The sequence below is a fragment of the Acinetobacter sp. LMB-5 genome, from assembly GCF_001541635.1.
Classification (GTDB): Bacteria; Pseudomonadota; Gammaproteobacteria; order Pseudomonadales; family Moraxellaceae; genus Acinetobacter; species Acinetobacter pittii.
Genome location: NZ_LRDR01000004.1, coordinates 1 through 24667 on the forward strand (window position 1 = coordinate 1; position 24667 = coordinate 24667).

The window sequence follows — 24667 nt, forward strand, 5'->3', positions numbered from 1 at the left end:
CCGTGAAGGTGGTCGTACTGTAGGTGCTGGTGTTGTTGCGAAAGTAACTGCATAAGCATATTATAGTGACGGATTACGTCTCAGGTTGAGGGCTTTGGCTCTCAACTTGCATTATAGGTCAGTAGTTCAATTGGTAGAGCGTCGGTCTCCAAAACCGAATGTTGGGGGTTCGAGTCCCTCCTGACCTGCCATATTTTGAAATAAAAAGCTTGATGCTGGCTTAGTTGTTCATATAATAAGTCGCGAGTTCTACGACGAGTACAAAAATGTCGAATGATAAATCGCGTGACGCATTGAGCGACGCGCCAATTCCTCAAAGAAATAATTCTGCTGAAGTTGTTCGTTCTGGTTCGCCTTTAGATATTGTTCTATGGGTGATAGCAATAGCATTGTTGCTTTTAGCTACCATGGTGAATCAGCATTTGCCAGCGTATTGGGCACCTGCAAATAATGTTTGGGTGCGCGTTGGGGCAATTTTTGCTTGTATCGTTGTGGCTTTAGGTTTATTATACGCCACCCATCAAGGTAAAGGCTTCGTTCGCTTGCTAAAAGATGCACGAGTCGAATTGCGTCGAGTAACTTGGCCAACAAAACAAGAAACAGTCACTACATCGTGGCAGGTTCTATTGGTTGTAGTTGTTGCATCATTGGTTTTATGGTGCTTTGACTATGGTTTGGGTTGGTTAATTAAGTTGATTATCGGGTAAAAGAGCTATGAAACGTTGGTACATTATTCATGCCTACTCTGGCTATGAAAAACAAGTGATGCGTTCACTTACAGAACGAATCCAGCGTAGCGCTGTTGCCGATAGCTTTGGTGATGTCCTTGTTCCTACCGAAGAAGTGGTAGAAATGAAGGATGGTAAGAAACGTAAATCTGAGCGTAAATTCTTTCCTGGCTATGTGTTAGTCGAAATGGAAATGAATGATGATACTTGGCATATCGTTAAAGAATGTCCAAAGGTTCTAGGTTTTATCGGTGGTACACCTGAAAAACCAGCACCAATCACTCAACGTGAAGCAGATGCGATTCTTGCGCGTGTACGTAATACTGGTGAAGCGCCACGTCCTAAAACGATGTTTGAGCCAGGTGAAGAATTACTTGTTATTGACGGTCCATTCACAGACTTTAAAGGTGTGGTGGAAGAAGTTCAATACGATAAGTCACGTTTAACGTTGACGATTAATGTATTTAATCGACCAACTCAGGTTGAACTCGAGTTTCGCCAAGTCGAAAAAACGATTTAATCTCAATTGGTTGAAAAGCGCCCGATTTTATCGGGCATTGTTGTTGTAACAGTAGTGTTGCGTAAAGATTGGGGAGCCTAGCGGCGTTTGTACCCAGAGGTATTTTAAAATGGCTAAGAAGATTGACGGCTATATCAAGCTGCAAGTTCCAGCTGGTAAAGCAAATCCATCTCCACCAATTGGTCCTGCATTAGGTCAACGTGGTGTAAACATCATGGCATTCTGTAAAGAATTCAATGCTGCTACACAAAAAGTTGAACCAGGTCTTCCAATTCCTGTAGTGATTACTGTGTACAACGACAAGTCGTTCACATTTATCATGAAAACTCCTCCAGCTTCTATTCTTCTTAAGAAAGCTGCTGGTATTCAAAAGGGTTCATCTGTACCAAACAAAACTAAAGTTGGTAAGTTGACTCGTGCTCAGTTAGAAGAAATTGCGACTACTAAAGAACCGGATTTAACTGGTGCTGATTTAGACGCACGTGTTCGTACCATCGCTGGTTCTGCACGTTCTATGGGCTTGGAAGTGGAGCTATAAGACATGGCAAAGTTAACTAAACGTCAAAAAGCCATTGCTGCTGCTGTTGAAGCAAACAAAGTTTACACTTTGGAAGAAGCAGTACAAGTTCTTAACAGCCTACCTGCTGCAAAGTTCAAAGAATCTTTGGATGTAGCTGTAAATCTTGGTGTAGACCCACGTAAATCTGACCAGGTTGTTCGTGGCGCAACTACATTACCTGCAGGTACTGGTAAAACTGTACGTGTAGCTGTATTTGCTCAAGGCGCGCAAGCAGAAGCTGCTAAAGAAGCTGGTGCTGATGTTGTAGGTTTTGATGACCTTGCTGAAAGCATCCAAGGCGGAAACCTTGACTTTGATGTTGTAATCGCTGCTCCTGACGCTATGCGTGTTGTTGGTAAGCTCGGTACAATTCTTGGTCCACGTGGTTTAATGCCAAACCCTAAAGTTGGTACTGTAACTCCTGACGTAGCGAATGCTGTTAAAAACGCTAAATCTGGTCAGGCTCGTTACCGTGTAGACAAAGCGGGTATTATCCATGCTGCGATCGGTCAATTAGGCTTTGATGCTGCTGCTATCCGTCAAAACGTTGAAACCTTAGTTGCTGACTTGAAAAAGTTAAAACCTGCAACTTCTAAAGGTGTATACATCAAAAAGATCACTTTGAGCTCAACTATGGGTCCTGGTCTTACAGTTGATGTAAACAACGTTTCTAACTAAGTTTAGACTTAGTAAAGAATTTTAAAGTCCTGATTGGGGAAAGAACTTAAATAGAAATGTTTTCTATTTGGTTGGGTGGAGCAAAGCTCTATCCCTTACCCGTCAGGCGGACTTTGAATTGATAAATGAGAATTTATCAGCGTCAAAGACCTCAGGCGAAAAGATGTCATTTTCGAATAGCACTTTTCTTAATAAACCAGCCTGCGTAGACGCGGTGGTGTGATTTGTTCCTCCTCCGCGTGTAAGTCGAAAGGCTTACGAATTGGGAGTGTGCCCGTTGGGTACATAAATCACCTTAGGAGGTTTTACAATGGCTCTTCTTATTGAAGACAAAAAACAGATCGTTGCGGAAGTAAGTGAAGTTGCTTCTAAGGCGTTTGCAGCCGTTGTTGCTGACTACCAAGGCTTAAGCGTAGAGCAATTAACAACACTTCGTGTTGAAGCTCGTAAGTTAGGTGTTTCTACACGTATTGTACGTAACACTTTGGCTAAACGCGCACTTCAAGATACTCAATTCAATATCTTGAACGACAACCTTGTTGGTCCAACAATTCTAGGTTTTTCAACTTCTGAAGATGACATGGGTGCAGCTGCACGTTTGTTCGAAGATTTTGCTAAAACTAACAAAGCATTTGAGTTAAAAGCTGCTGCATTTGACGGCAAAGTTTATCAAGGTGCTGACGTTAGCGTAATTGCAAACCTTCCGAACCAAGAGAAAGCTCTTACTATGCTTGCCTCTGTCCTTCAAGCTCCTATTTCGAAATTGGGTCGCCTTATTACAGCGCTCAAAGAGAAAAACGAGTCAGAAGCTGCTTAATCAATTTTACACACCATTCAATATCCATTTGGAGTTATTCTCATGGCTTTAACTAACGAAGAAATCTTAAACGCAGTTGCTGAAAAAACTGTTCTTGAACTTGTTGAATTAATTTCTGCTTTCGAAGAGAAATTCAACGTTTCAGCTGCAGCTGTTGCTGTTGCTGCTCCAGCTGGTGGCGCTGCTGCTGCTGCTGAAGAACAATCTGAATTCAACGTTGAGTTGACTTCTTTCGGTGCTAACAAAGTAGCTGTAATTAAAGCAGTTCGTGAAGCAACTGGCCTTGGTCTTAAAGAAGCTAAAGACCTAGTTGAAGGTGCTCCTCAAGTTCTTAAAGAAGGCGTTTCTAAAGAAGAAGGCGAAGAACTTAAGAAGAAACTTGAAGAAGCTGGTGCTACAGTTACACTTAAGTAATTGTAAAAGGAGTCGGTTTTTAAATCGGCTCCATAAAATGGCTGATGGCTCTTGGGTCATCAGCCTTTTTGCGTTACAATAATCGGCTCGATTTTTGTTAGTTTTGTTTGTTTTTTAGAAAAATTCAAATAAAACAAGTAATTTCAAATGTTTACCAATATTTTTCTTTTTTAAAAATATTGTTAAGCGTTTTTATACCACTAAAAATTGCAGCATTTGTAAACAGTGGTGGCCATATCGGCCTGCGTAATTCCTTCTGAGCCCGTTCTGCAGGCGGGCTTGGTTTACTTTCCGAGGACTCCAGATGGCATACTCATATACCGAAAAGAAACGGATCCGTAAGAATTTTGGTAAATTGCCCCAAGTAATGGATGCACCGTACTTACTATCGATTCAGGTCGATTCGTACAGAACATTCTTGCAAGATGGCAAAACTCCAAAAAACCGCGAAGATATCGGTCTCCAAGCCGCATTTCGTTCAGTTTTTCCTATCGAAAGTTATTCTGGCAATGCTGCTTTAGAATTTGTTGAGTATAGCCTTGGTAAACCTGAGTTCGATGTACGCGAATGTATTCTTCGTGGTTCGACTTATGCGGCACCAATGCGCGTTAAAATTCGTTTGATTATTAAAGATCGCGAAACTAAATCAATTAAAGACGTAAGAGAACAAGAAGTCTATATGGGTGAAATTCCACTCATGACTGAAAACGGTACATTCGTCATTAATGGTACTGAGCGTGTAATCGTATCTCAATTACATCGTTCACCAGGCGTTTTCTTTGATCACGATAAAGGTAAAACCCACTCAAGTGGTAAAGTGTTGTATTCAGCACGTATCATTCCTTACCGTGGTTCATGGTTAGACTTTGAATTTGATGCAAAAGACTTAGTTTACGTACGTATTGACCGTCGTCGTAAATTACTTGCTACTGTTGTGTTACGTGCACTAGGTTATAACAACGAACAAATCTTGAATTTGTTCTATGAAAAAGTACCTGTGTATCTTGATATGGGTAGCTACCAGATTGACCTAGTACCTGAACGTTTACGTGGGGAAATGGCTCAATTTGATATTGCTGACAATGACGGCAAAGTTATTGTTGAGCAAGGTAAACGTATTAATGCTCGTCACGTACGTCAAATGGAAGCTGCTGGTTTAACAAAACTTTCAGTTCCTGATGAATACTTATATGAGCGTATCACTGCTGAAAATATTACTTTGCGTGATGGTGAGGTAATTGCTGCGAATACTTTGTTAAGCCATGAAGTTATGGTGAAGTTGGCAGAAGGTGGTGTTAAACAGTTCAATATCTTGTTTACGAACGATATTGACCGTGGTTCGTTTGTTGCTGACACTTTACGTGCAGATACAACGGCTGGTCGTGAAGAAGCATTAGTTGAAATTTATAAAGTAATGCGTCCAGGCGAGCCGCCAACAAAAGAAGCTGCTGAAAACTTATTCAATAACTTATTCTTCTCTTCTGAGCGTTATGACTTATCTCCAGTAGGTCGTATGAAGTTCAACCGTCGTTTGGGTCGTCCATACGAAGTTGGTACTGACCAGAAGTCACGTGAAGTAGAAGGTATTTTATCGCACGAAGATATCATTGATGTATTACGTACATTAGTTGAAATCCGTAACGGTAAAGGTGAAGTCGACGATATCGATCACTTGGGTAACCGTCGTGTACGTTCTGTTGGTGAAATGACTGAAAACCAATTCCGTGTTGGTTTAGTTCGTGTTGAACGTGCAGTTAAAGAACGTTTAAGCCAAGCAGAAACAGATAACTTGTCTCCACAAGATCTAATTAACGCTAAACCAGTTGCAGCTGCAATCAAAGAATTCTTTGGTTCAAGCCAATTATCTCAGTTCATGGACCAAAACAACCCATTATCTGAGATTACGCATAAGCGTCGTGTATCTGCGCTTGGGCCTGGTGGTTTAACACGTGAACGTGCGGGCTTTGAAGTGCGTGACGTACATCAAACTCACTATGGTCGTGTATGTCCAATTGAAACGCCGGAAGGTCCAAACATTGGTTTGATCAACTCGCTTTCAGTATATGCAAAAGCAAATGACTTTGGTTTCTTGGAAACACCTTACCGTAAAGTGGTAGATGGTCGAGTAACTGATGCAGTTGAATACCTTTCTGCGATTGAAGAAGTAGGTACTGTTATTGCACAGGCCGATTCTGCAGTAGATAAAGATGGCAACTTAACAGAAGAATTTGTTTCTGTTCGTCACCAAGGTGAATTCGTACGTATGCCGCCAGAAAAAGTGACGCATATGGACGTTTCTGCTCAGCAGGTTGTATCTGTTGCTGCATCACTTATTCCATTCCTTGAACACGATGACGCGAACCGTGCGCTTATGGGTTCAAACATGCAACGTCAGGCAGTTCCTACTCTACGTGCGGATAAACCGCTTGTAGGTACAGGTATGGAAGCGAACGTTGCACGTGACTCAGGTGTGTGTGTAATCGCAAACCGTGGTGGTGCAATTGAATACGTAGATGCTTCTCGTATCGTTATTCGTGTAAACGAAGATGAAATGATCGCTGGTGAGGCTGGTGTAGATATCTACAACCTCATTAAATATACGCGTTCTAACCAGAACACTTGTATCAACCAAAATATTATCGTGAATTTGGGCGACAAAGTTGCTCGCGGTGATATCTTGGCAGACGGTCCGTCTACAGATATGGGTGAGCTTGCGCTTGGTCAAAACATGCGCGTTGCGTTCATGACTTGGAATGGTTACAACTATGAAGACTCGATCTTATTATCTGAGCGCGTACTTCAAGAAGACCGTTTAACTTCTATTCATATTCAAGAATTATCTTGTGTAGCGCGTGATACTAAGTTAGGTGCAGAAGAAATTACTGCCGATATTCCTAACGTTGGTGAAGCTGCACTTTCTAAACTTGATGAATCAGGTATCGTTTATATCGGTGCTGAAGTTACAGCAGGTGACATCCTTGTTGGTAAAGTAACGCCTAAAGGTGAAACTCAGTTAACTCCTGAAGAAAAATTGCTTCGTGCAATCTTTGGTGAGAAAGCAGCTGACGTTAAAGATTCATCTTTACGTGTTCCATCTGGTACAAAAGGTACAGTTATCGATGTTCAAGTCTTCACTCGTGATGGCTTAGAGAAAGATGACCGTGCATTGGCGATCGAAAAAGCACAACTTGATGCTTACCGTAAAGACTTGAAAGAAGAATACAAGATCTTTGAAGAAGCAGCTCGTGAGCGTGTAATTCGTTTGCTTAAAGGCCAAGAGTCTAATGGCGGTGGTTCAACTAAACGTGGTGACAAACTTGTTGAAGAAGTGTTATCTGGTTTAGAGCTTGTTGATTTACTTGAAATTCAACCGGCAGATGAAGCAATCGCTGAGCGTTTAACTCAAATTCAAGTGTTCTTAAAAGAAAAGAGCGCAGAAATTGATGAGAAATTCGCTGAGAAGAAACGTAAGCTTGCAACAGGTGATGAATTAACAACTGGCGTGTTGAAAGTTGTTAAAGTTTACTTAGCTGTTAAACGTCGTATTCAGCCTGGTGATAAGATGGCTGGTCGTCACGGTAACAAGGGTGTTGTATCTAACATCTTACCTGTTGAAGACATGCCACACGATGCTAACGGTGTACCAGTAGATATCGTATTGAACCCGTTGGGCGTACCATCTCGTATGAACGTGGGTCAGATTCTTGAGACTCACTTAGGTATGGCTGCTAAAGGGCTTGGTGATAAAATCGAGAAAATGTTGAAAGAACAGCGTACAGTTTTAGAACTGCGTGAATTCTTAGACAAGATTTATAACAAAGTCGGTGGTGAGCAAGAAGATCTTGATAGCTTAACTGATGCTGAAGTCTTGGCACTTTCAGGGAACTTACGTGCAGGTGTACCTTTAGCTACTCCTGTATTCGATGGTGCTGAAGAAAGCCAAATTAAAGACTTGCTTGAGTTAGCTGGTATCTCTCGTACAGGTCAAACAGTATTGTTTGATGGCCGTACTGGTGAGCAGTTTGATCGTCCTGTAACTGTGGGTTACATGTACATGCTCAAATTGAACCACTTGGTTGATGACAAGATGCATGCGCGTTCAACAGGTTCTTACTCTCTTGTTACACAGCAACCGCTTGGTGGTAAAGCACAATTCGGTGGTCAGCGTTTCGGTGAGATGGAGGTCTGGGCACTCGAAGCTTACGGCGCAGCATATACTCTCCAAGAGATGTTAACTGTTAAGTCGGATGACGTTGAAGGTCGTACACGCATCTATAAGAATATTGTAGATGGTAACCATTATATGGATCCGGGTATGCCTGAATCGTTCAACGTATTGACCAAAGAGATCCGTTCTTTAGGTATCAACATTGAACTGAAAAATGGTGATTAAGTCGTAAGACTCACGATTTTTTAGGTAAAAACAATATTTGTGACCCAGTCGGGTAAGCGTTGCTTCCCGACACACGGAGAAAAAAATTGAAAGACTTGCTCGATATCATGCGTAAGAAAACGGACTCAGATGGTCATGCACCAATTGAGTTTGACCGTATCCGTATTGGTCTTGCGTCACCAGAAATGATTAAGTCATGGTCTCATGGTGAAGTTAAAAAACCTGAGACAATTAACTACCGTACTTTTAAACCTGAACGTGACGGTTTGTTTTGTGCCAAAATTTTTGGTCCAGTAAAAGATTACGAATGCTTGTGTGGTAAATACAAGCGTATGAAATACAAAGGCGTCATTTGCGAAAAATGTGGCGTTGAAGTAACTACAGCGAAAGTTCGTCGTGAACGTATGGGTCACATTGAACTTGCTTCTCCAGTTGCACATATCTGGTTCTTAAAATCGTTACCGAGCCGTATCGGTTTATTATTAGATATGACACTTCGTGATATCGAACGTGTATTGTATTTCGAATCATACGTTGTAACTGACCCAGGTATGACTCCGTTTGAAAAGTATCAACTTTTAACAGACGAAGAATACTTCAATGCACTTGAAGAACACGGTGATGAATTCACTGCGAAAATGGGTGCAGAAGCGGTTCAGGACTTGTTGAAAGATATCGATCTTGAAGCTGAAATCGCACGTTTACGTGAAGAAATTCCTCAAACAACTTCTGAAACGAAGTTGAAAAAAGCGTCTAAACGCTTGAAATTGATGGAAGCATTCAAAGATTCAAACAACAAGCCAGAATGGATGGTGATGAATGTACTTCCGGTACTTCCACCTGATTTACGTCCATTAGTTCCACTTGAAGGTGGTCGTTTCGCGACTTCTGACTTGAACGATTTATACCGTCGTGTCATTAACCGTAACAACCGTTTGAAGCGTCTTCTTGACCTTGCTGCTCCAGATATCATCGTACGTAACGAAAAACGTATGTTACAAGAGTCTGTAGATGCATTGCTTGATAACGGTCGTCGTGGTCGTGCAATTACTGGTTCTAACAAGCGTCCATTAAAATCTTTGGCAGATATGATCAAAGGTAAACAAGGTCGTTTCCGTCAGAACTTATTAGGTAAGCGTGTTGACTATTCTGGTCGTTCGGTAATTACTGTAGGTCCTACTTTACGTCTTCACCAATGTGGTCTTCCGAAGAAAATGGCACTTGAATTATTCAAGCCATTCATTTTCGCGAAACTACAAGCTTCAGGTCAGGCAACTACCATTAAAGCTGCGAAGAAAATGGTTGAGCGTGAGACTCCGGAAGTTTGGGACGTTCTTGCTTCTGTAATTCGTCAACACCCAGTAATGTTGAACCGTGCGCCAACACTTCACCGTTTAGGTCTTCAAGCATTTGAACCTATTCTTATTGAAGGTAAGGCAATCCGTCTTCACCCACTCGTTTGTGCTGCGTTTAACGCCGACTTCGATGGTGACCAAATGGCGGTACACGTTCCATTGACACTTGAAGCACAGTTAGAAGCTCGTGCATTGATGATGTCAACAAACAACATCTTGTCACCAGCAAACGGTGAGCCAATCATCGTTCCTTCTCAGGACGTTGTCTTGGGTCTTTACTACATCACACGTGATGCTGTAAATGCCAAAGGTGAAGGCATGGTGTTCGCGGATACTCATGAAGTAAACCGTGCACTTGCTACTGGTCAGGTTGCGATCCATGCGCGTGTTAAAGTACGTGTACACCAAACTGTTATCAATGAAAATGGTGAACGTGAACACCAAACTATTATTGTTGATACAACACCTGGTCGTTGTTTGCTTTGGGAAATTGTTCCACAAGGCTTAAGCTTTGACATGATCAACCTTGAGATGACTAAAAAGAACATCTCTAAATTGATCAACTCTTGCTACCGTAAACTTGGTTTGAAAGATACAGTTATCTTTGCTGACCAATTAATGTACTTGGGCTTCCGTCAAGCGACTCGTTCAGGTGTATCTGTAGGTATGGAAGACATGCTCATTCCACCTACTAAGCACACAATTATTGATAAAGCAGAAACAGAAGTTCGTGAAATCGAACAACAGTTCGAACAAGGTTTCGTAACTGCTGGTGAGCGTTATAACAAAGTTGTCGATATCTGGGCGCGTACAAACGACCAAGTTGCTAAAGCAATGATGGATAACTTGTCTTATACACTTGTTAAAAACAAACAAGGTGAAGACGAGAAACAAAAATCATTCAACAGCATCTATATGATGTCTGACTCGGGTGCCCGTGGTAGTGCGGCGCAGATTCGTCAGCTTGCTGGTATGCGTGGTTTGATGGCAAAACCGGATGGCTCGATTATTGAGACTCCGATTAAAGCGAACTTCCGTGAAGGTTTAACAGTACTTCAGTACTTTATTTCAACACACGGTGCGCGTAAAGGTTTGGCCGATACAGCATTGAAAACTGCGAACTCTGGTTACTTGACTCGTCGTCTTGTAGACGTAGCGCAAGACTTGGTAATTACTGAACCTGATTGTGGTACAGCGGGTGGTTTAGTAATGACTCCATTCATTCAGGGTGGTGATGTCATCGAGCCATTACGTGACCGCGTATTAGGTCGTGTAACTGCTGAAGACGTACGTCGTGCATCTGATGATGAAGTTGTATTACCTCGTGGTACGTTAATTGACGAGAAAATCGCAGCTCAGCTTGAAGAAGCTGGTGTCGATGAAGTTAAAGTACGTTCAGTAATCGCATGTGAATCAACATTCGGTGTATGTGCTCGTTGTTATGGTCGTGACCTTGCACGTGGTCACTTGGTGAACCCAGGTGAATCAGTCGGTGTAATGGCTGCACAGTCAATCGGTGAGCCGGGTACACAGTTAACAATGCGTACGTTCCACGTTGGTGGTGCTGCGAGCCGAACTTCTGCTGCGAACAGTGTTCAAGTACGTAATAAAGGTACTGTACGTTTCCATAACGTGAAAACTGTACAACATGCAAAAGGCCACTTGGTTTCAGTTTCACGTTCAGGTGAAATTGGTATTGCCGATGATTTAGGTCGTGAGCGCGAGCGTTATAAACTTCCTTACGGTGCAAGCATCTTGTTGAAAGATGGTGAAGCTGTAGAAGCTGGCGGTATCGTAGCGACTTGGGATCCGCATACACATCCATTGGTAACAGAAGTTGCTGGTAAAGCGCGCTTCAGCCAAATCGCTGATGGCGTAACTGCAACATCGAAAACTGATGATGCAACTGGTATGACTACTGTTGAAATCTTGCCTGTAACAGCTCGTCCTGCTTCTGGTAAAGATTTACGTCCTGCAATCGTGTTGGATACAACAGATGGCGGCGAACAGTTCTACTTCTTGCCACAAAATACAATCGTAACTGTCCGTGATGGCGAAACGATTGGTGTGGGTGACGTTATTGGTCGTGTACCACAAGAAACATCACGTACTCGTGATATTACCGGTGGTCTTCCGCGTGTAGCTGACTTGTTCGAAGCGCGTAAGCCAAAAGAGCATGCAATTCTTGCTGAAGTATCAGGTGTTGTAAGCTTCGGTAAAGAGACTAAGGGTAAAAACCGTTTGGTAATTACTCCTGATGATGGTTCTGAGATTTACGAAGAATTGATTCCAAAATGGCGTCAAATCAACGTATTCGAAGGCGAGCATGTGAACCGTGGTGAGACTATTTCTGATGGTCCACAAAACCCACATGACATCTTGCGTTTGAAAGGTGAAGTTGCATTAACTAACTACATCGTGAACGAAGTTCAAGACGTTTACCGTCTCCAAGGTGTAAAAATCAACGATAAGCACATTGAAGTTATCGTGCGTCAAATGTTGCGTAAAGTTGATATCACTGATGGCGGTGATACAAGCTTCATTAAAGGCGAGCAAGTGGATTACATCCGCGTTGTTCAAGAGAACCAAGCTGTCTTGGCTCAGAACAAGTTCCCTGCGAAGTTTGAACGTCAATTGATGGGTATTACGAAAGCATCGCTTTCTACTGACTCGTTCATCTCTGCTGCATCGTTCCAGGAAACAACTCGTGTGTTAACTGAAGCGGCTGTAACAGGTAAAGAAGATGATTTACGTGGCTTGAAAGAAAACGTTGTAGTAGGTCGTTTGATTCCAGCAGGTACTGGTCTTGCGTACCACTTAGAGCGTCGTCGTCAAGAAGCAGAAGCTGCAGAGCATGAGCTTCATAATGACTTCAGCGAAGTAGACCAAGCATTTAGCCAAGCATTAAACTCTGAACAATTCTAAGTTTAGACCGGCACTAAAAAAGGCACCTTAGGGTGCCTTTTTTATTTATATTTATTTATAACAATTTTAAATTGTAATTACATAAACATATTAAAGAGCCATTATTTTATTACTTAAGCGGGATAAATACTCCACAAAAACACACTAGGCTACCTGCTTATGAAGACTGGAGTAAATCTAATGAAAAAAATGATGATGATTGTTAGTGTTGGCCTGATGTCTACAACTTTGTTTGTTGGTTGTCAGAATGCAAGCCCAGAAAGTCAACGTATTGGTTCAGCTGCTATTGGTGGTGGTGCAGGTGGTGCAGTAGGAAAACACGTGGGCGGTAATATAGGTGCAGGTCTAGGAGCGGCACTGGGTGCAGGTGTTGCGGCTAATGCAAAAGGGTCTAGCAGTAAAACCGTACGTAATAGTGCAATTGGTGCTGGTGTCGGCGCTGTATTAGGTGGAGCAATTATTGGTGGCGATGCTGGTGCTGCTACAGGTGGAGCATTGGGTGGTAGTGCCGGTGCAGCCTATGAAGAGAAGAAAGGGAAGTACTAAAAATATCCTTAATAATTGTTAAACTATAGAAGTCTTTATGTGATTAAAGACTTCTTTTTTATAATTAAAATTTGGCTTAATAAATATAAAAGGCAGAGCTTTACAAAATATCAATCGATTAGGACAGACGGATAACACAATCTGATCAAATTCCTCATAAAAGGGGATTATTCTTTTCTCTAGAACAGATCATTGTGAGAACGGTCATGAAAAAAACAATTGGATTAGTTTCTGCTTTAATGTTGTCTACACTTATGTTCACAGGCTGCCAAAATATGAGCCCATCTGACCAACGTATTGGTGCAGCAGCAGCAGGTGGAGCACTTGGTGGTGGTTTAGGTAACCATGTAGGTGGAGGTATTGGTGCAGGCTTAGGCGCAGCGGTAGGTGCAGGCGTAGGCTCTAATACCCAAGGCGGCAGTAAACAGACAACGACTAAGAGTGCGATTGGTGCTGGTATCGGTTCAGTCGTAGGTAAAGCACTGATTGGTGGTGACTCTGGTGCTGCAATTGGCGGTGCGATCGGTGGTGGTGCTGGTGCTGCGATTGAAGAGAAAAGATAAAAAATTAACAAATAAAAAAATAAGCGCTTTTAGCGCTTATTTTTTATTGAGGAAAAGGTTTCGCCTTTTTACGTCTGATATAAAGCGTTTTTTGAACCTCTGCAATTCTTACCCCAGATTCATCAAAAATGTTTAGATGATAAGTTCTTAAAACAGGTTCATAGTTCTCGGCAAGTTCACGAATTTGTTCTATTTCAGCTAAATCAACTCGAATATCTGCATGTACAGTACTGCGCCCTGGGGAAAGAAAATTGATTTCGGCAGCTTTGTCCCAAACAATATATTTTGATCCGAGATGATGCATAAGAATCATCATATAAAATGGGTCAACCATTGAATAAAGGCTTCCACCAAAATGTGTACCGACTAAATTTTGGTTTTTCCAAGTCAGCGGCATCTTTACACGCACATGGCAAAGTTCTAAATTCATGATTTCAATATAAATCCCTGCGCCACGATAAGGGGGATAGTGATTAAATAGAAATTTTGAAATCGTAGGATTGTTCTGAAGTCTTCTTAAAATAGCCATAATAGTCAATTTTTTTTATTGCAACAGTATTCATACTAGATAAGTATCATCTTTTTTATATTGATGGCAATGCTCTATCCGACTAACGACATGATCGATTGAAAAACAAGATAGGAAATGATTATGCAGCCAAAAGTTCATACAGTAACAACAAGTGACCAACAAACGCTTTGTGCCAAGACATGGGGCGACGAAAAAAATACACCGTTGGTTTTAGTACATGGTTATCCTGACAATCAAGAAGTATGGGAATCAATCATTGAGCATTTGATTAATGACTTCTACATTGTCACCTATGATGTACGTGGGGCGGGTTTGTCATCTATACCAAAACGTATACGTGATTACCGTTTAGAGCGTTTATCTCTAGATCTCCAAGAAGTTGTTGATGAGTTATTGCCAAATCGTCAATTCCATATGGCTGCACATGATTGGGGTTCGATTCAGTCTTGGGAGTCGGTCACTGAGCCTAATTTCAAAGGTCGTTTATTATCATACACCACCATTTCTGGACCATGTCTTGATCATGCCGCTTTATTTTTACGTGATAAATTTAAATCTTCACCAGCTCAAATCTTAAAAATATTAACCAAATCTTGGTATATCGGGGCATTTCATCTTCCGTTATTAGCACCAACTGTATGGTCTCTATTTAGTCCTGAAAAATGGGGTAAAGTTCTTACTCAGTTGGAAAGGAAAAGTAATTTACCTTTAAATAATAATATTAATGCTGATGGTAAATATGGCATTAATTTATATCGTGCCAATTTTATTCCTCGCTTAACTGGCCCACGTCAACGTTATGCGCAGTGTCCAGTAAAAGCGGTTATTTTAAAATATGATACTTTTGTGAGCCCTGAATATATCACTGAGGCTATGCCAAAGTGGGTTGAAAAATTTGAATATGTAGAGCTTAACGCAAATCACTGGGCCATTCTGAGTGAGCCAGAGAAAATAGCAACTCATATTCGTGAGTTTATTAAAGCTCAAGCGTAACAGTGAAATAACTGCATAAAACTGTTAATTCGGCGATATTTTCGGCTTCATAGATATGAATCTGCTAGAATATTGCCTTTTGTTTTGCTCTGAACTTATTCATGAATGCTGTCGTTATTGCGATTGCAGTGATGTTCTTATTATCACTGGCGCGCGTTTCTGTCGTACTGACTTTAGTGGTTTCTGCCATTGTGGGCGGCCTCGTAGCAGGTTTAAGCCTTTCCCAAACCGTTGAAGCTTTTAACGCTGGTCTTGGCGATGGTGCTGAAGTTGCACTTGCCTATGCAGTGTTAGGGGCATTTGCTCTGGCACTTTCAAAATCTGGATTGCCTGATTTACTTGCCCATAAGCTGATTGGTCTATTGGGAATGGAAGCTGGAAAAAGCCGTCAGACTAAAGTGAAATATCTCCTCTTAGGTATTTTATTAATTTCTGCTATTTTCTCTCAAAACCTTATTCCAGTTCATATTGCCTTTATTCCTGTACTGGTTCCGCCACTGTTACGGGTAATGAACCATTTAAAATTAGACCGCCGCGCCGCAGCCTGTGTACTTACGTTAGGTTTGGTTGGTACTTATATTTTTCTTCCGGTTGGATTTGGTGCAATTTTCCTTGAACAGATTCTGATGGGAAATATCAACAAAATTGGGGCAGCGTATGGCTTGCATGTTGATCGGGCAATGATGCCAATTGGCATGGCCATTCCTGTTTTAGGTATGGTGTTAGGCACCTTGGTTGCTGTATTTATTAGCTACCGTAAACCAAGAATTTATGCTGATCGTGCGATTACACCTGTGACCACGATTGATCTAGATAAACCTCTTCGCGCAACAACCCAGGATGAAACAGCTGACTTAAAAGCAGATGCTGAAGAGTTAAAGCATGAAGCAGAGCAAGCACCAGTTATTGCAAAGAAAACGATCTTGATGGCATTGCTCGCAATTGGCTTGACGCTTGCTGCGCAGCTATATTCAGGTTCGATGATTTTGGGTGGTTTAGTCGGTTTTGCTGTTCTATCTACCGCCGGAATTTTTAAATGGCAAGATGCAGATGATGTCTTTGTACAAGGCATGCGAATGATGGCTTTAGTAGGCTTCATCATGATTTCTGCTGCCGGTTTCGCCTCAGTAATGACTCATACTGGTGATATTAATCAGCTAGTAAATGGTGTAGTCGAGATTATTGGAGATAACCGCGCGCTTGCTGCTTTCCTAATGCTTTGTATTGGCTTATTTGTGACAATTGGTATTGGTTCATCTTTCTCAAGTGTTCCTGTATTAGCTGTTATTTATGTGCCTTTATGTGTGCAGTTTGGTTTCTCACCATTAGCAACGATTGCACTTATTGGTACAGCAGCAGCATTAGGTGATGCTGGATCGCCAGCCTCTGATTCAACCTTAGGGCCAACAGCTGGTTTAGGTGTGGATGGGCAACACGATCATATTTGGGATACAGTCGTACCTACCTTTATTCACTTTAATATTCCGCTATTAATTTTTGGCTGGATCGCTGCAATGGTTTTATAAAGTTTTTATAAAATATTAAAGTGTGAACCTTCTTAATAACGATCTTTAGATTTAAATTAAGAAGGTTTTTTATTATCTAAATAAAACATGTATTTAAAATAAATTATATTAAAATGCTCGGAATTTGAAAGCATATTAAAATAGTTGGTAATATAAAATAATCTTGATTAATGAGGTTGGAATAAAAACCTATTAAAATAGTTGGATAATATATAATTTTATTTAAAACAGTAGTTTAAAAATAAACTATAAAATAATTTTATAATGAGTATTGCATGGTTTTAAAATAAATGTTTATTATAAATATAAATAAGGTTGGAGATATTAAAGTGTTCAAAAAAGCTTTGGTTATTGCATTAATGGGGATGTCTTCTTTTACTTTTGCTGGTAACTGGCAAGTGAAATTTGGTGGTAGTGTTATTGCTCCATCTGAAGATACAAATCTTTCTTCAAACACTGTAGTTGAAGCAGATCATGAGTATGCATTTACACCATCTGTAGAATATTTTTTTGGCCAATCTCCATTTTCGGCAGAGTTATTATTAGCAGCACCTGTTAACCATGATGTGTTGTTAAATGGAAATAAGGTAGCGAGTCTTAAACAGTTACCACCAACGATTACTGCTAAATATCATTTTAAAAATTCGACTCGTTTTACGCCATATATTGGTGTTGGTGCAACAGCATTTATTGCTTGGGATGAAGATGGCATTGTAAAAGATGTGAAAGAAGATTTTGGTGTGGCAGGACAAGTTGGTTTTAATTTCCAACCCGCGGATGCTAAAAACTGGGGAGTATTTGTAGATGTTCGTTATGCTGATTTAAGCCCAGAAGTTACTTTAAATGATGGGACTAAATTTGATCTAGATATTAACCCTTTTGTTTACACTTTGGGTTATAGCTATAAATTTTAAGCATAATAATAAATAGAAAAATATAATAATAAACCTAGACTCAGGCACCTCACATATATTTTATGTGAGGTTTTTTTATGGAATTTATTTGCACTAAAAAATCATAAAACAGACAGTTTTATACATATTTTCTGCAAGTTTTTTTCTAAACTAACTTCTATTCATTACAAACATGGGAAGAAAAACATGAATAACAAATTAGCGATTTGTTTTGCACTTCTGAGCGGTATTGCTTTTACACAAAGTTCACAAGCTGCGAGTTTTTCGTGTGATGCTGCAAAAACGAAAACGGAAAAAAGTATTTGTAAAAATCGTTCTTTAAATGATGCTGATGTAAAAATGGCAACAACGTATCAAATTGTCCTGAATGCTTTACCTATGGGTGGACGTGATAGTCAGAAAGATGCTCAATATCAATGGCTGAAAAAGCGAAATGCTTGTGCGGCTAGCGTAAGTTGTATCAGCAAAGCTTATCAACAACGCCAAAAACAGTTAGACACGATATTGCAAGATAGAGTATTAAGCCACGGCCCATTTTAATTAGAGTAAAAATTTTTAATATTCAGGATTGAAAAATTCTAGAAGTACTCCATTCATAAAGCATTCGAGAACAAACAGCTTCAAAATTTAAGGAGTGATTTATGAGTGAACAAGCATCACAAAATTATAGTTTCCAAGCAGAAGTTGCCCAGCTTTTACATTTAGTGACGCATTCTCTCTATTCTAACCCTGAGATTTTCTTACGTGAGCTTATCTCTAATGCATCAGATGCATGTGATAAATTACGTTTTGAAGGAATTAATCATCCTGAATATTATGAAAATGATCCGGACTTACATGTACGAATCAGCTTAAATAAAGAAGATAAAACCTTAACAATTTCTGATAACGGTATTGGTTTAAGCCAACAAGAAGCGATTGATAACTTGGGTACCATTGCAAAATCAGGCACTAAAGATTTCATGTCAAAATTGACTGGCGATCAAAAAGCAGATGCTCAGTTGATTGGTCAATTCGGCGTGGGTTTTTATTCTGGTTTTATTGTTGCCGACAAAATTACGGTTGAATCACGCCGTGCAGGCTTAGATGCATCTGAAGGGGTGCGCTGGATTAGTGGTGGTACAGGCGAGTTTGAAGTTCAGCAAATTGATAAAACTTCACGTGGTACCGACATTATTCTTCACTTACGCGATGATGCGCTTGATTATTTAGAATCTTATAAAGTTAAGCAAATCGTTAATAAATACTCTGACCATATTAGCTTGCCAATTGAAATGCAAAAAGAAGTTTGGCAGGAAGAAGAGGTTGCTGAAGGTGAAGAGCCTAAAGGCGGCCGAATGGTCAAAACTGACGAGTGGGAAGCGATTAACTCGGCAAGTGCTTTATGGACACGTAACAAGAGTGAAGTGACTGAAGAGCAATATATTGAGTTTTATAAAAACTTAACTCATGACTTTGAAGCACCACTGGCTTGGGCACATAACCGTGTTGAAGGTAGTACGGAATATACCCAATTACTCTATATTCCAAGTAAAGCTCCACATGACATTTTTACTCGTGAAGCAAAAGCGGGAATTAAACTATATGTAAAACGCGTCTTTATTATGGATGATGCGGATAATTTAATTCCGAACTATTTACGCTTTGTTCAAGGTGTAGTGGATAGTGCTGATTTACCACTTAATGTTAGCCGTGAGTTGTTGCAAGAAAGCCGTGATGTCAAAACGATTCGTGAAGGTAATGCACGCCGTGTATTAACTGTACTTGATGGTTTGGCTAAATCGGAAGATGAAAAAGACCAAGAAAAATTCAAGACCTTCTACAGTGAGTTTGGTTCAGTACTTAAAGAAGGCTTGGGCGAAGACTTTGGTAACCGTGAACGTATTTTAAAATTATTACGTTATGCGACTTCAACAAATGATGAGGTAACGACTTCTTTTGCTGACTATAAGGCGCGTATGAAAGAGGGCCAAAAAGCCATCTATTATGTGACTGCTGACAGTCTAGCAGCAGCGAAAAACTCGCCGCAGCTTGAGTTGTTTAAGAAGAAAGGCATTGAAGTATTATTAATGGCAGAGCGTGTTGACGAATGGGCAATGAATTTTGTTCAAGAGTTTGACGGTACGCCATTAAAGAATGTGTCTAAAGGCGCGGTTGATTTAGGCGATTTGCAAGATGCTGAAGAGAAGAAAGCACTTGAGCAAGCAGCTGAACAGTTTAAGCCTGTTGTTGAGAAACTAAGTGACTCATTAAAGGCTAAAACTAAAGAAGTACGTGTAACTACACGTCTAGTTGATTCTCCAGCGTGTTTAGTAACAAGTGAAGGGGAGTTGTCTCCGCAACTTATTCGCATGCTAAAACAAGCTGGACAAGCAGTGCCAGAAATCAAACCGATTTTAGAAATTAACCCTGAACATCCTTTAGTGAAAAAACTTGAAGGCTCAGAGCAGTTTGATGACTTGGCAAACGTGATTTTCGATCAGGCTGTGATTGCAGAAGGTGGTTTACCAGAAGACCCAGCAGCTTATGTGAAACGTATTAATAGCTTATTGTTGAAATAATTTTTTGATATAAAAAAGCCTCTGGACTATCAGGGGCTTTTTTTTGTGGATAAAGAAAGAGTTATCCACAATTTGGGAATTTATGATTAAAAATTAGCTTCTAGATTTATTTGAACGCTGAGCTGGTGTTTCGGATCATCATCAATATGGTTAAAAAAATTAAGATCATTTTGCATAAAAATCCAATCTCTCCATATCGGTTGGCGCCATGAAATATAAGGACCCCAGCTATTTAGTCGAATATCATTTTTGGTATATACGCCACCGCTATAAATACCGTAAGTCAGACTATTATCTTTTACAAACTCAAATTGTTGAAAAGTCCAATTGCCCCAGTTGTAATCTTCATTTTCGCTCTTGTTTACATTAAATTTATTAGAAAATAATGTGTTATCTTGCATTTTTTGCGTTAGGTTTAACGTGGTTTCAGTGTAGTTTCGGCTAGTAGAGCCGTAGCGAAATATCTGCTCTGTATCAAAGCTAATGTTATGTCTCAAATTCCATTTCTTTTTTGCCAGAAACTGGACATACACATCATTCTCAGAGTTAGAGCCTAAATCAAGGTCATTTTCAAAAGGCATCCAAGTTGAAATGGTGGCCCAGCTTGCACTCAGTGGATTAGTAGCCGAAATCTGTGCCGATGAGGTCTTCTTTTTTTTCTTACCAAAGGCTTTATAAGTTTGTTCAGGCTGAGTCGCACGTTTCCATAACGTATCATTTCCAAATACAGCCATAAGCTCTTGAATTAAACCAGTATCAGCTAAAGCATTGTTTGCTTCTACTTCACAAGGTGAGCGTGAAAGTGATTGTGTTTTTACTTTAGTGAAACTCGTAGAAGAATAGGGATAACGCCGTGACCGTTGGTGTTTTAAAGAGTTATAAAAAAATTGAGTATGTGGAAGTAAAGCTAATACACCTAAACTATAAATACAAATGAAGACTGTCGATTTATTTTGAAATGGAGAAGAAAATTGATTCATTTTAAAAGATAAGGAATCAAAAATAAAATTAGAACAATACTTTAAAAGGCTAAGCTTAAAATTTTATTTAAAAGTATTTTATTATCCATCACCTTGGATGAGGTCCAAGGTGATGTTTGCTAGCTTAGAAAAGTGCTTCTAAACGCAAGAAGGTGCTGACAAAATGATTACGGTCTTCGCGGTGATCATTCAAGTAATTTACATCGCCTTGTACAAAGAACCATTCACGTAAAACAGGTTGGCGCCATGAAACAAACGGTCCCCAACTGTTTAAACGCAAGTCATTGTTGTTGTAATAACCACCTGTATAAATACCATAGTTAAAACGGTTGTTTGCAAAGAAACTGTGTTCGCGGAAAGTTCTGTTTTCCCAAGCTAAATCATCGTCTTGATCATCTGCATAGGTCAGGCTGAACTGATTCGATAAAAACGGTTGATTCGGTCTAGCATGAGTAAGTTCAAGATTCGTACGTAAGTAGTTTTCGCTGTCTATGCCGTAACGATAAATTTGTTCAGCATAAAACTTAAAATCATTACGAAGTTGCCAATCTCTCGATGCTTTTAAACGAACATAAATATCGTCTCCAGAACGAATACCTAAGTCTGCATCGGTTTCAAAAGGCAGTTTTTTCGAGAAATTTGACCAACGTAAAGCAATTGAGCTGTTGTCATCTCGAGTTTGCTTACCATCTAACTTCTTATTAGAGTCTTGATTTGGGTTTTGGTTAATATTGGCTGGGCTGTTATTAAATTCATTATCTAAAGAGTCATCACCAAATACCACGCTTAAACGTTTTTCTAGCGTAGGGAGCTTAATCTTACCGCGAATTCTGGGCTTAATTTCAAAGTTGTCGTATTCATTCCAATAGTTATCCACCATGACGCGAATGGTTGCTGTTGCAGGTTTTTGTGGATCAACTTCACCAAACCAATTATCAATTTTTTCAGAAGTACGATCGGCCCAATTACGAATTTTCTTTTGCTTACGATCAACCCAGGTTTGATCTTCGGTTTGTTCGGTAGGCGGAACAATAGGCTCATTAGACTGCTCTGGAAAAATGGTTGGGGTTGCATCCACCCAGCGCGGAATTTGATCTAAGAGATTTTCGTCTGTGGTGACTTCAGTTTGTACTCCAGATGATGTACTTCCTACTTGTTGGTTTGCAGAAGAAGAGGCGGTCTCTGCATGAGCGATGCATACTGAACCAAATCCAATCGTTAAAAGTGCAAAAAGCTGCCGGTACGGCATTACATGAAATGTTTTCATATCTATCTTTATGTTTTGTTGTTGTTTCCACTTTTGTTGATTTTTCTAATAAAATCAAGAGGGAGACACAAAAGTTAAGTAAATTTAACTTTTTTTACATATTTGAAATAAATGAAAAAGTTTAAGCTATTAGCGATTATTTTTAGCCAAAAAAAATCCCCCAGTGAAGGGGGATGATAGATCAAGGAAACTTCAAATTCCGATCATTAAACACATAAAAAACAGAACATTACAGCGCGAATATTCTAAGCGGCAATAATAAACTGATTTTTAGCAATTAGATAGTTCTTTTTTTAGAACGCTCTATTGCTAAAATGATGATAAAACATACGATTTGATCACATTTTAATTGTGTTCATTTATTTCTTTGGAATATCGCAAGTTTCATCGGTACAAACAGCTGCATCATCTTGCTCGACTTCTTCACTATCTGCTTTGATTTGTGCTTTTTCCAAAACTTGTAAAAAGACTTCACGAGGTTGAGCGCCAGCAAGAGCGATTCTTTGGTCGAATACAAAAAATGGCACGCCAGTTACATTAAGCTGCTCACGTGCAATTTTTTCATCATGGCGGACAAAGTCAGATAGTTCGTTGGTATCTAGGACATATTCAACTTCGGCATTATCAAGGCCAATACGAGACGCAATTTCTTCTACAACTTCACGTTCGCCAATTGCGAGACCTTCGGTCATATAAGCATGGAAAAAAGCTTCTTTAGCTTCATTACCTAAACCTTTGCTTTGCGCAAGGTGAATAATACGGTGTGCATTGAAACTATTGCCTGAGTTCGCCTTTTGCCATTGGAAATCAATACCTTCAGAGGCAGCCATGGCCGCAATATTGCGCTCCATTTCTTCCATCTCTTCATAGGTACGGCCATATTTTTTAGCTAAGCGCTCAGTATTCGAAGTGTCATGTTTTGCTGGCGCATCGGGATCTAATTCAAAACTATGCCAGTGAATTTCAAGATCAATACCTGCTTCAGCAGCTACATGTTCAAGGCGTTTTTTGCCGATATAACAAAAAGGGCAAACTACATCAGACCAGACATCAACACGCATGGGAGAATCTCATAAATTTTAATTACCCATCATAATAGGGATGATGGATAAGGATTTAAAGCTTTGAGTAGCGAATACAGTGTTGCGTATTGTGAAATAAATGGCATATAAAGAAGAATAAGCTCTATTTTATAACTATAAAGAGCAAAACTATAAGAAGGGAAATAGGAGGTGTGTATGCGCCGAGTTTTGATTGCGATTGCAAGTCTGATTGTTATCACAAGCATTATTTTTTTTACCTATCAGCATATCAAACAGCAGCAAGCCAAAGACAGTAGTCAAATGTTTGATGTCGTCATGACTGAAAAAATGAATCAGCTTTATGACCAAGCACAAGACTGGTCTAAACCCGTCGAGCTTGATATTCACGATAAGCGTTTGGCAGGACACTATAAGCAAATTTCAGAATTTCTTTTAAGTTATTGGATTCAAAATATTAATGCACGTAATGCATACTTAAGAGAACTCAAAGCAGCCAAATGGGATACTTTCTTAAATGTGGACCGTTTAGATATTGATAAAAAACAAAAATTTGCAGAAACCGAAAAGATGCTAGCCGATGTCCGTAAAGCGTCAGATCAGTACCAGACTGAATATGAAAAGATTCATAAAACTTTCTTAGCAAAGGTTCAAGAACTATCGGTTGATGCAGAGATGAGGCAACTTCTTGAAATGAAATTGGGAACTCAGCAAAAAGCAGATCAAGACCATGCAATTTTTATGATTGAGCTACAAATTTTAGATAAAGCTGAACAAATGTTTAAGCTTCTAAAAAATTATGAATGGCAAAAGAAAGATCAGATGATTCTTTTTCATGAAAATGCTCAGGTCAAAAAGTTTAATGGGCTTTATCAAGATGTTCTAAAGCTAAATGCAAAAATTGAAAAAATTAAGAAAAAAAATGTGGCTGCACTCGAAGGAGATTTAAAAGAATAAGCGAAGTATGAGCATCAAATATTATGATTTGGTGCTTTCGGCTTTTCCTTTATTTAAAAAAGATTGTAATAAACTTTGAGAAGTTTGTAGTTTGTTTAACTGCTCAGACACATGCATGAGTTCAGTTTGCAGTTTTTCTTGAACCACTGAGCACAACGTAAATACGCGTTCATCTAAATCAAAACAAGGCAACAAGACCTGAATGTCTTTTAGATTCATTCCTGCATCATTTAATATTTTAATTTTCTTAATATTTTCAATATCTTTTTGCGTGTAACTTCGATAGTTATTACTCGCCCGATGAGGCTGTATAAGCCCTAAACTCTCATAATAACGCAGCATACGAGGGCTTACTTTTGTGAGTTCGGCAACTTTGGCAAGGTTCATAAAATAGGGTTG

At 39.8% G+C, this 24667-nt stretch carries 21 protein-coding genes and 1 tRNA gene; 17 read left to right on the top strand and 5 right to left on the bottom strand.

The genetic code is table 11. The annotated features are described in order from the left end of the window. The first annotated feature begins 115 nt into the window (after window positions 1–115). The 11 genes from AW165_RS05255 to AW165_RS05305 all read left to right on the top strand — a co-directional run bounded on the left by AW165_RS05255 (window position 116) and on the right by AW165_RS05305 (window position 13498). A tRNA-Trp gene (locus AW165_RS05255) sits at window positions 116–191 on the top strand. Window positions 192–266: 75 nt separating this feature from the next. Beyond that, on the top strand, window positions 267–707 hold the full coding sequence (gene secE, locus AW165_RS05260; protein WP_002114837.1) for a preprotein translocase subunit SecE: 441 nt from the start codon (window positions 267–269) through the stop codon (window positions 705–707). 7 nt (window positions 708–714) lie between these two features. Further along, window positions 715–1248, top strand: a complete 534-nt coding sequence (gene nusG / locus AW165_RS05265; protein ID WP_002115092.1) for a transcription termination/antitermination protein NusG — start codon at window positions 715–717, stop codon at window positions 1246–1248. Window positions 1249–1357: 109 nt separating this feature from the next. After that, window positions 1358–1786, top strand: a complete 429-nt coding sequence (gene rplK, locus AW165_RS05270) for a 50S ribosomal protein L11 (RefSeq protein ID WP_001074682.1) — start codon at window positions 1358–1360, stop codon at window positions 1784–1786. A 3-nt stretch (window positions 1787–1789) separates the two neighbouring features. Continuing rightward, window positions 1790–2485 carry a 50S ribosomal protein L1 gene (gene rplA, locus AW165_RS05275; protein WP_005065788.1) on the top strand — a complete coding sequence of 232 codons (696 nt, stop codon included), beginning with the start codon at window positions 1790–1792 and terminating at the stop codon, window positions 2483–2485. A gap of 310 nt (window positions 2486–2795) precedes the next feature. Further along, window positions 2796–3302, top strand: a complete 507-nt coding sequence (gene rplJ / locus AW165_RS05280) for a 50S ribosomal protein L10 (protein WP_002115099.1) — start codon at window positions 2796–2798, stop codon at window positions 3300–3302. Between the two features lie 42 nt (window positions 3303–3344). Further along, window positions 3345–3716 (top strand): 50S ribosomal protein L7/L12, encoded by a 372-nt coding sequence (gene rplL, locus AW165_RS05285; protein ID WP_001229360.1) that lies wholly within the window; start codon window positions 3345–3347, stop codon window positions 3714–3716. A 304-nt stretch (window positions 3717–4020) separates the two neighbouring features. Continuing rightward, window positions 4021–8109 (top strand): DNA-directed RNA polymerase subunit beta, encoded by a 4089-nt coding sequence (gene rpoB, locus AW165_RS05290; protein ID WP_002114857.1) that lies wholly within the window; start codon window positions 4021–4023, stop codon window positions 8107–8109. A gap of 86 nt (window positions 8110–8195) precedes the next feature. Further along, on the top strand, window positions 8196–12389 hold the full coding sequence (gene rpoC / locus AW165_RS05295; RefSeq protein ID WP_002114988.1) for a DNA-directed RNA polymerase subunit beta': 4194 nt from the start codon (window positions 8196–8198) through the stop codon (window positions 12387–12389). A 180-nt stretch (window positions 12390–12569) separates the two neighbouring features. Next, window positions 12570–12935: a hypothetical protein gene (locus tag AW165_RS05300; protein WP_005065793.1), complete on the top strand. Its 366-nt coding sequence runs from the start codon at window positions 12570–12572 to the stop codon at window positions 12933–12935. A gap of 206 nt (window positions 12936–13141) precedes the next feature. Beyond that, complete coding sequence (locus AW165_RS05305; protein ID WP_002115127.1) at window positions 13142–13498, top strand: hypothetical protein; 357 nt, start codon at window positions 13142–13144, stop codon at window positions 13496–13498. Window positions 13499–13541: 43 nt separating this feature from the next. On the opposite strand, the gene AW165_RS05310 is transcribed toward AW165_RS05305, so the two are convergent. After that, window positions 13542–14027 (bottom strand): DUF4442 domain-containing protein, encoded by a 486-nt coding sequence (locus AW165_RS05310; RefSeq protein ID WP_005079397.1) that lies wholly within the window; start codon window positions 14025–14027, stop codon window positions 13542–13544. Between the two features lie 117 nt (window positions 14028–14144). On the opposite strand from AW165_RS05310, the gene AW165_RS05315 reads away from it, so the two are divergent. The 5 genes from AW165_RS05315 to htpG all read left to right on the top strand — a co-directional run bounded on the left by AW165_RS05315 (window position 14145) and on the right by htpG (window position 20024). Then, entirely contained in the window at window positions 14145–15023 is an 879-nt protein-coding gene (locus AW165_RS05315; protein ID WP_081410554.1) for an alpha/beta fold hydrolase, read from the top strand. Window positions 15024–15124: 101 nt separating this feature from the next. Next, a complete protein-coding gene (locus AW165_RS05320; protein WP_032005724.1) occupies window positions 15125–16549 on the top strand; it encodes a Na+/H+ antiporter family protein in 1425 nt (474 codons plus the stop codon). Window positions 16550–16878: 329 nt separating this feature from the next. Further along, entirely contained in the window at window positions 16879–17463 is a 585-nt protein-coding gene (locus AW165_RS05325) for an OmpW/AlkL family protein (RefSeq protein ID WP_060465344.1), read from the top strand. 186 nt (window positions 17464–17649) lie between these two features. Next, window positions 17650–18003, top strand: coding sequence for a lysozyme inhibitor LprI family protein (locus tag AW165_RS05330; RefSeq protein WP_060465170.1), 354 nt, complete (start codon window positions 17650–17652; stop codon window positions 18001–18003). 101 nt (window positions 18004–18104) lie between these two features. Next, the gene (gene htpG, locus AW165_RS05335; RefSeq protein WP_060465171.1) at window positions 18105–20024 is read left to right on the top strand and encodes a molecular chaperone HtpG; all 1920 of its coding nucleotides are present in this window, start codon (window positions 18105–18107) and stop codon (window positions 20022–20024) included. An 86-nt stretch (window positions 20025–20110) separates the two neighbouring features. Here the strand turns inward: htpG and AW165_RS05340 are convergent, their stop codons facing one another. From AW165_RS05340 to AW165_RS05350, 3 genes are all read right to left on the bottom strand, one after another. Then, on the bottom strand, window positions 20111–21004 hold the full coding sequence (locus tag AW165_RS05340) for a hypothetical protein (protein WP_060465172.1): 894 nt from the start codon (window positions 21002–21004) through the stop codon (window positions 20111–20113). 124 nt (window positions 21005–21128) lie between these two features. Next, entirely contained in the window at window positions 21129–22271 is a 1143-nt protein-coding gene (locus tag AW165_RS05345) for a hypothetical protein (protein WP_060465173.1), read from the bottom strand. 359 nt (window positions 22272–22630) lie between these two features. Continuing rightward, a complete protein-coding gene (locus AW165_RS05350) occupies window positions 22631–23332 on the bottom strand; it encodes a DsbA family oxidoreductase (protein WP_060465174.1) in 702 nt (233 codons plus the stop codon). A 177-nt stretch (window positions 23333–23509) separates the two neighbouring features. Between AW165_RS05350 and AW165_RS05355 the strand changes: the two genes are divergently transcribed. Further along, on the top strand, window positions 23510–24268 hold the full coding sequence (locus AW165_RS05355) for a hypothetical protein (RefSeq protein ID WP_060465175.1): 759 nt from the start codon (window positions 23510–23512) through the stop codon (window positions 24266–24268). Between the two features lie 21 nt (window positions 24269–24289). Here the strand turns inward: AW165_RS05355 and AW165_RS05360 are convergent, their stop codons facing one another. Further along, complete coding sequence (locus tag AW165_RS05360) at window positions 24290–24655, bottom strand: MerR family transcriptional regulator (protein ID WP_060465176.1); 366 nt, start codon at window positions 24653–24655, stop codon at window positions 24290–24292. Window positions 24656–24667: the final 12 nt, after the last annotated feature.

Excerpts from the sequence above, each read along its gene's own strand:
- AW165_RS05350 (WP_060465174.1), bottom strand. The coding sequence starts at position 23,332 with ATGCGTGTTGATGTCTGGTCTGATGTAGTTTGCCCTTTTTGTTATATC.
- htpG (WP_060465171.1), top strand. The coding sequence starts at position 18,105 with ATGAGTGAACAAGCATCACAAAATTATAGTTTCCAAGCAGAAGTTGCC.
- AW165_RS05310 (WP_005079397.1), bottom strand. The coding sequence starts at position 14,027 with ATGGCTATTTTAAGAAGACTTCAGAACAATCCTACGATTTCAAAATTT.
- AW165_RS05360 (WP_060465176.1), bottom strand. The coding sequence starts at position 24,655 with ATGAACCTTGCCAAAGTTGCCGAACTCACAAAAGTAAGCCCTCGTATG.
- rplA (WP_005065788.1), top strand. The coding sequence starts at position 1,790 with ATGGCAAAGTTAACTAAACGTCAAAAAGCCATTGCTGCTGCTGTTGAA.
- rplJ (WP_002115099.1), top strand. The coding sequence starts at position 2,796 with ATGGCTCTTCTTATTGAAGACAAAAAACAGATCGTTGCGGAAGTAAGT.
- AW165_RS05315 (WP_081410554.1), top strand. The coding sequence starts at position 14,145 with ATGATTATGCAGCCAAAAGTTCATACAGTAACAACAAGTGACCAACAA.
- AW165_RS05300 (WP_005065793.1), top strand. The coding sequence starts at position 12,570 with ATGAAAAAAATGATGATGATTGTTAGTGTTGGCCTGATGTCTACAACT.
- secE (WP_002114837.1), top strand. The coding sequence starts at position 267 with ATGTCGAATGATAAATCGCGTGACGCATTGAGCGACGCGCCAATTCCT.
- rpoB (WP_002114857.1), top strand. The coding sequence starts at position 4,021 with ATGGCATACTCATATACCGAAAAGAAACGGATCCGTAAGAATTTTGGT.
- AW165_RS05320 (WP_032005724.1), top strand. The coding sequence starts at position 15,125 with ATGAATGCTGTCGTTATTGCGATTGCAGTGATGTTCTTATTATCACTG.
- rplL (WP_001229360.1), top strand. The coding sequence starts at position 3,345 with ATGGCTTTAACTAACGAAGAAATCTTAAACGCAGTTGCTGAAAAAACT.
- nusG (WP_002115092.1), top strand. The coding sequence starts at position 715 with ATGAAACGTTGGTACATTATTCATGCCTACTCTGGCTATGAAAAACAA.
- AW165_RS05305 (WP_002115127.1), top strand. The coding sequence starts at position 13,142 with ATGAAAAAAACAATTGGATTAGTTTCTGCTTTAATGTTGTCTACACTT.
- AW165_RS05340 (WP_060465172.1), bottom strand. The coding sequence starts at position 21,004 with ATGAATCAATTTTCTTCTCCATTTCAAAATAAATCGACAGTCTTCATT.
- AW165_RS05330 (WP_060465170.1), top strand. The coding sequence starts at position 17,650 with ATGAATAACAAATTAGCGATTTGTTTTGCACTTCTGAGCGGTATTGCT.
- AW165_RS05355 (WP_060465175.1), top strand. The coding sequence starts at position 23,510 with ATGCGCCGAGTTTTGATTGCGATTGCAAGTCTGATTGTTATCACAAGC.
- rplK (WP_001074682.1), top strand. The coding sequence starts at position 1,358 with ATGGCTAAGAAGATTGACGGCTATATCAAGCTGCAAGTTCCAGCTGGT.
- AW165_RS05345 (WP_060465173.1), bottom strand. The coding sequence starts at position 22,271 with ATGAAAACATTTCATGTAATGCCGTACCGGCAGCTTTTTGCACTTTTA.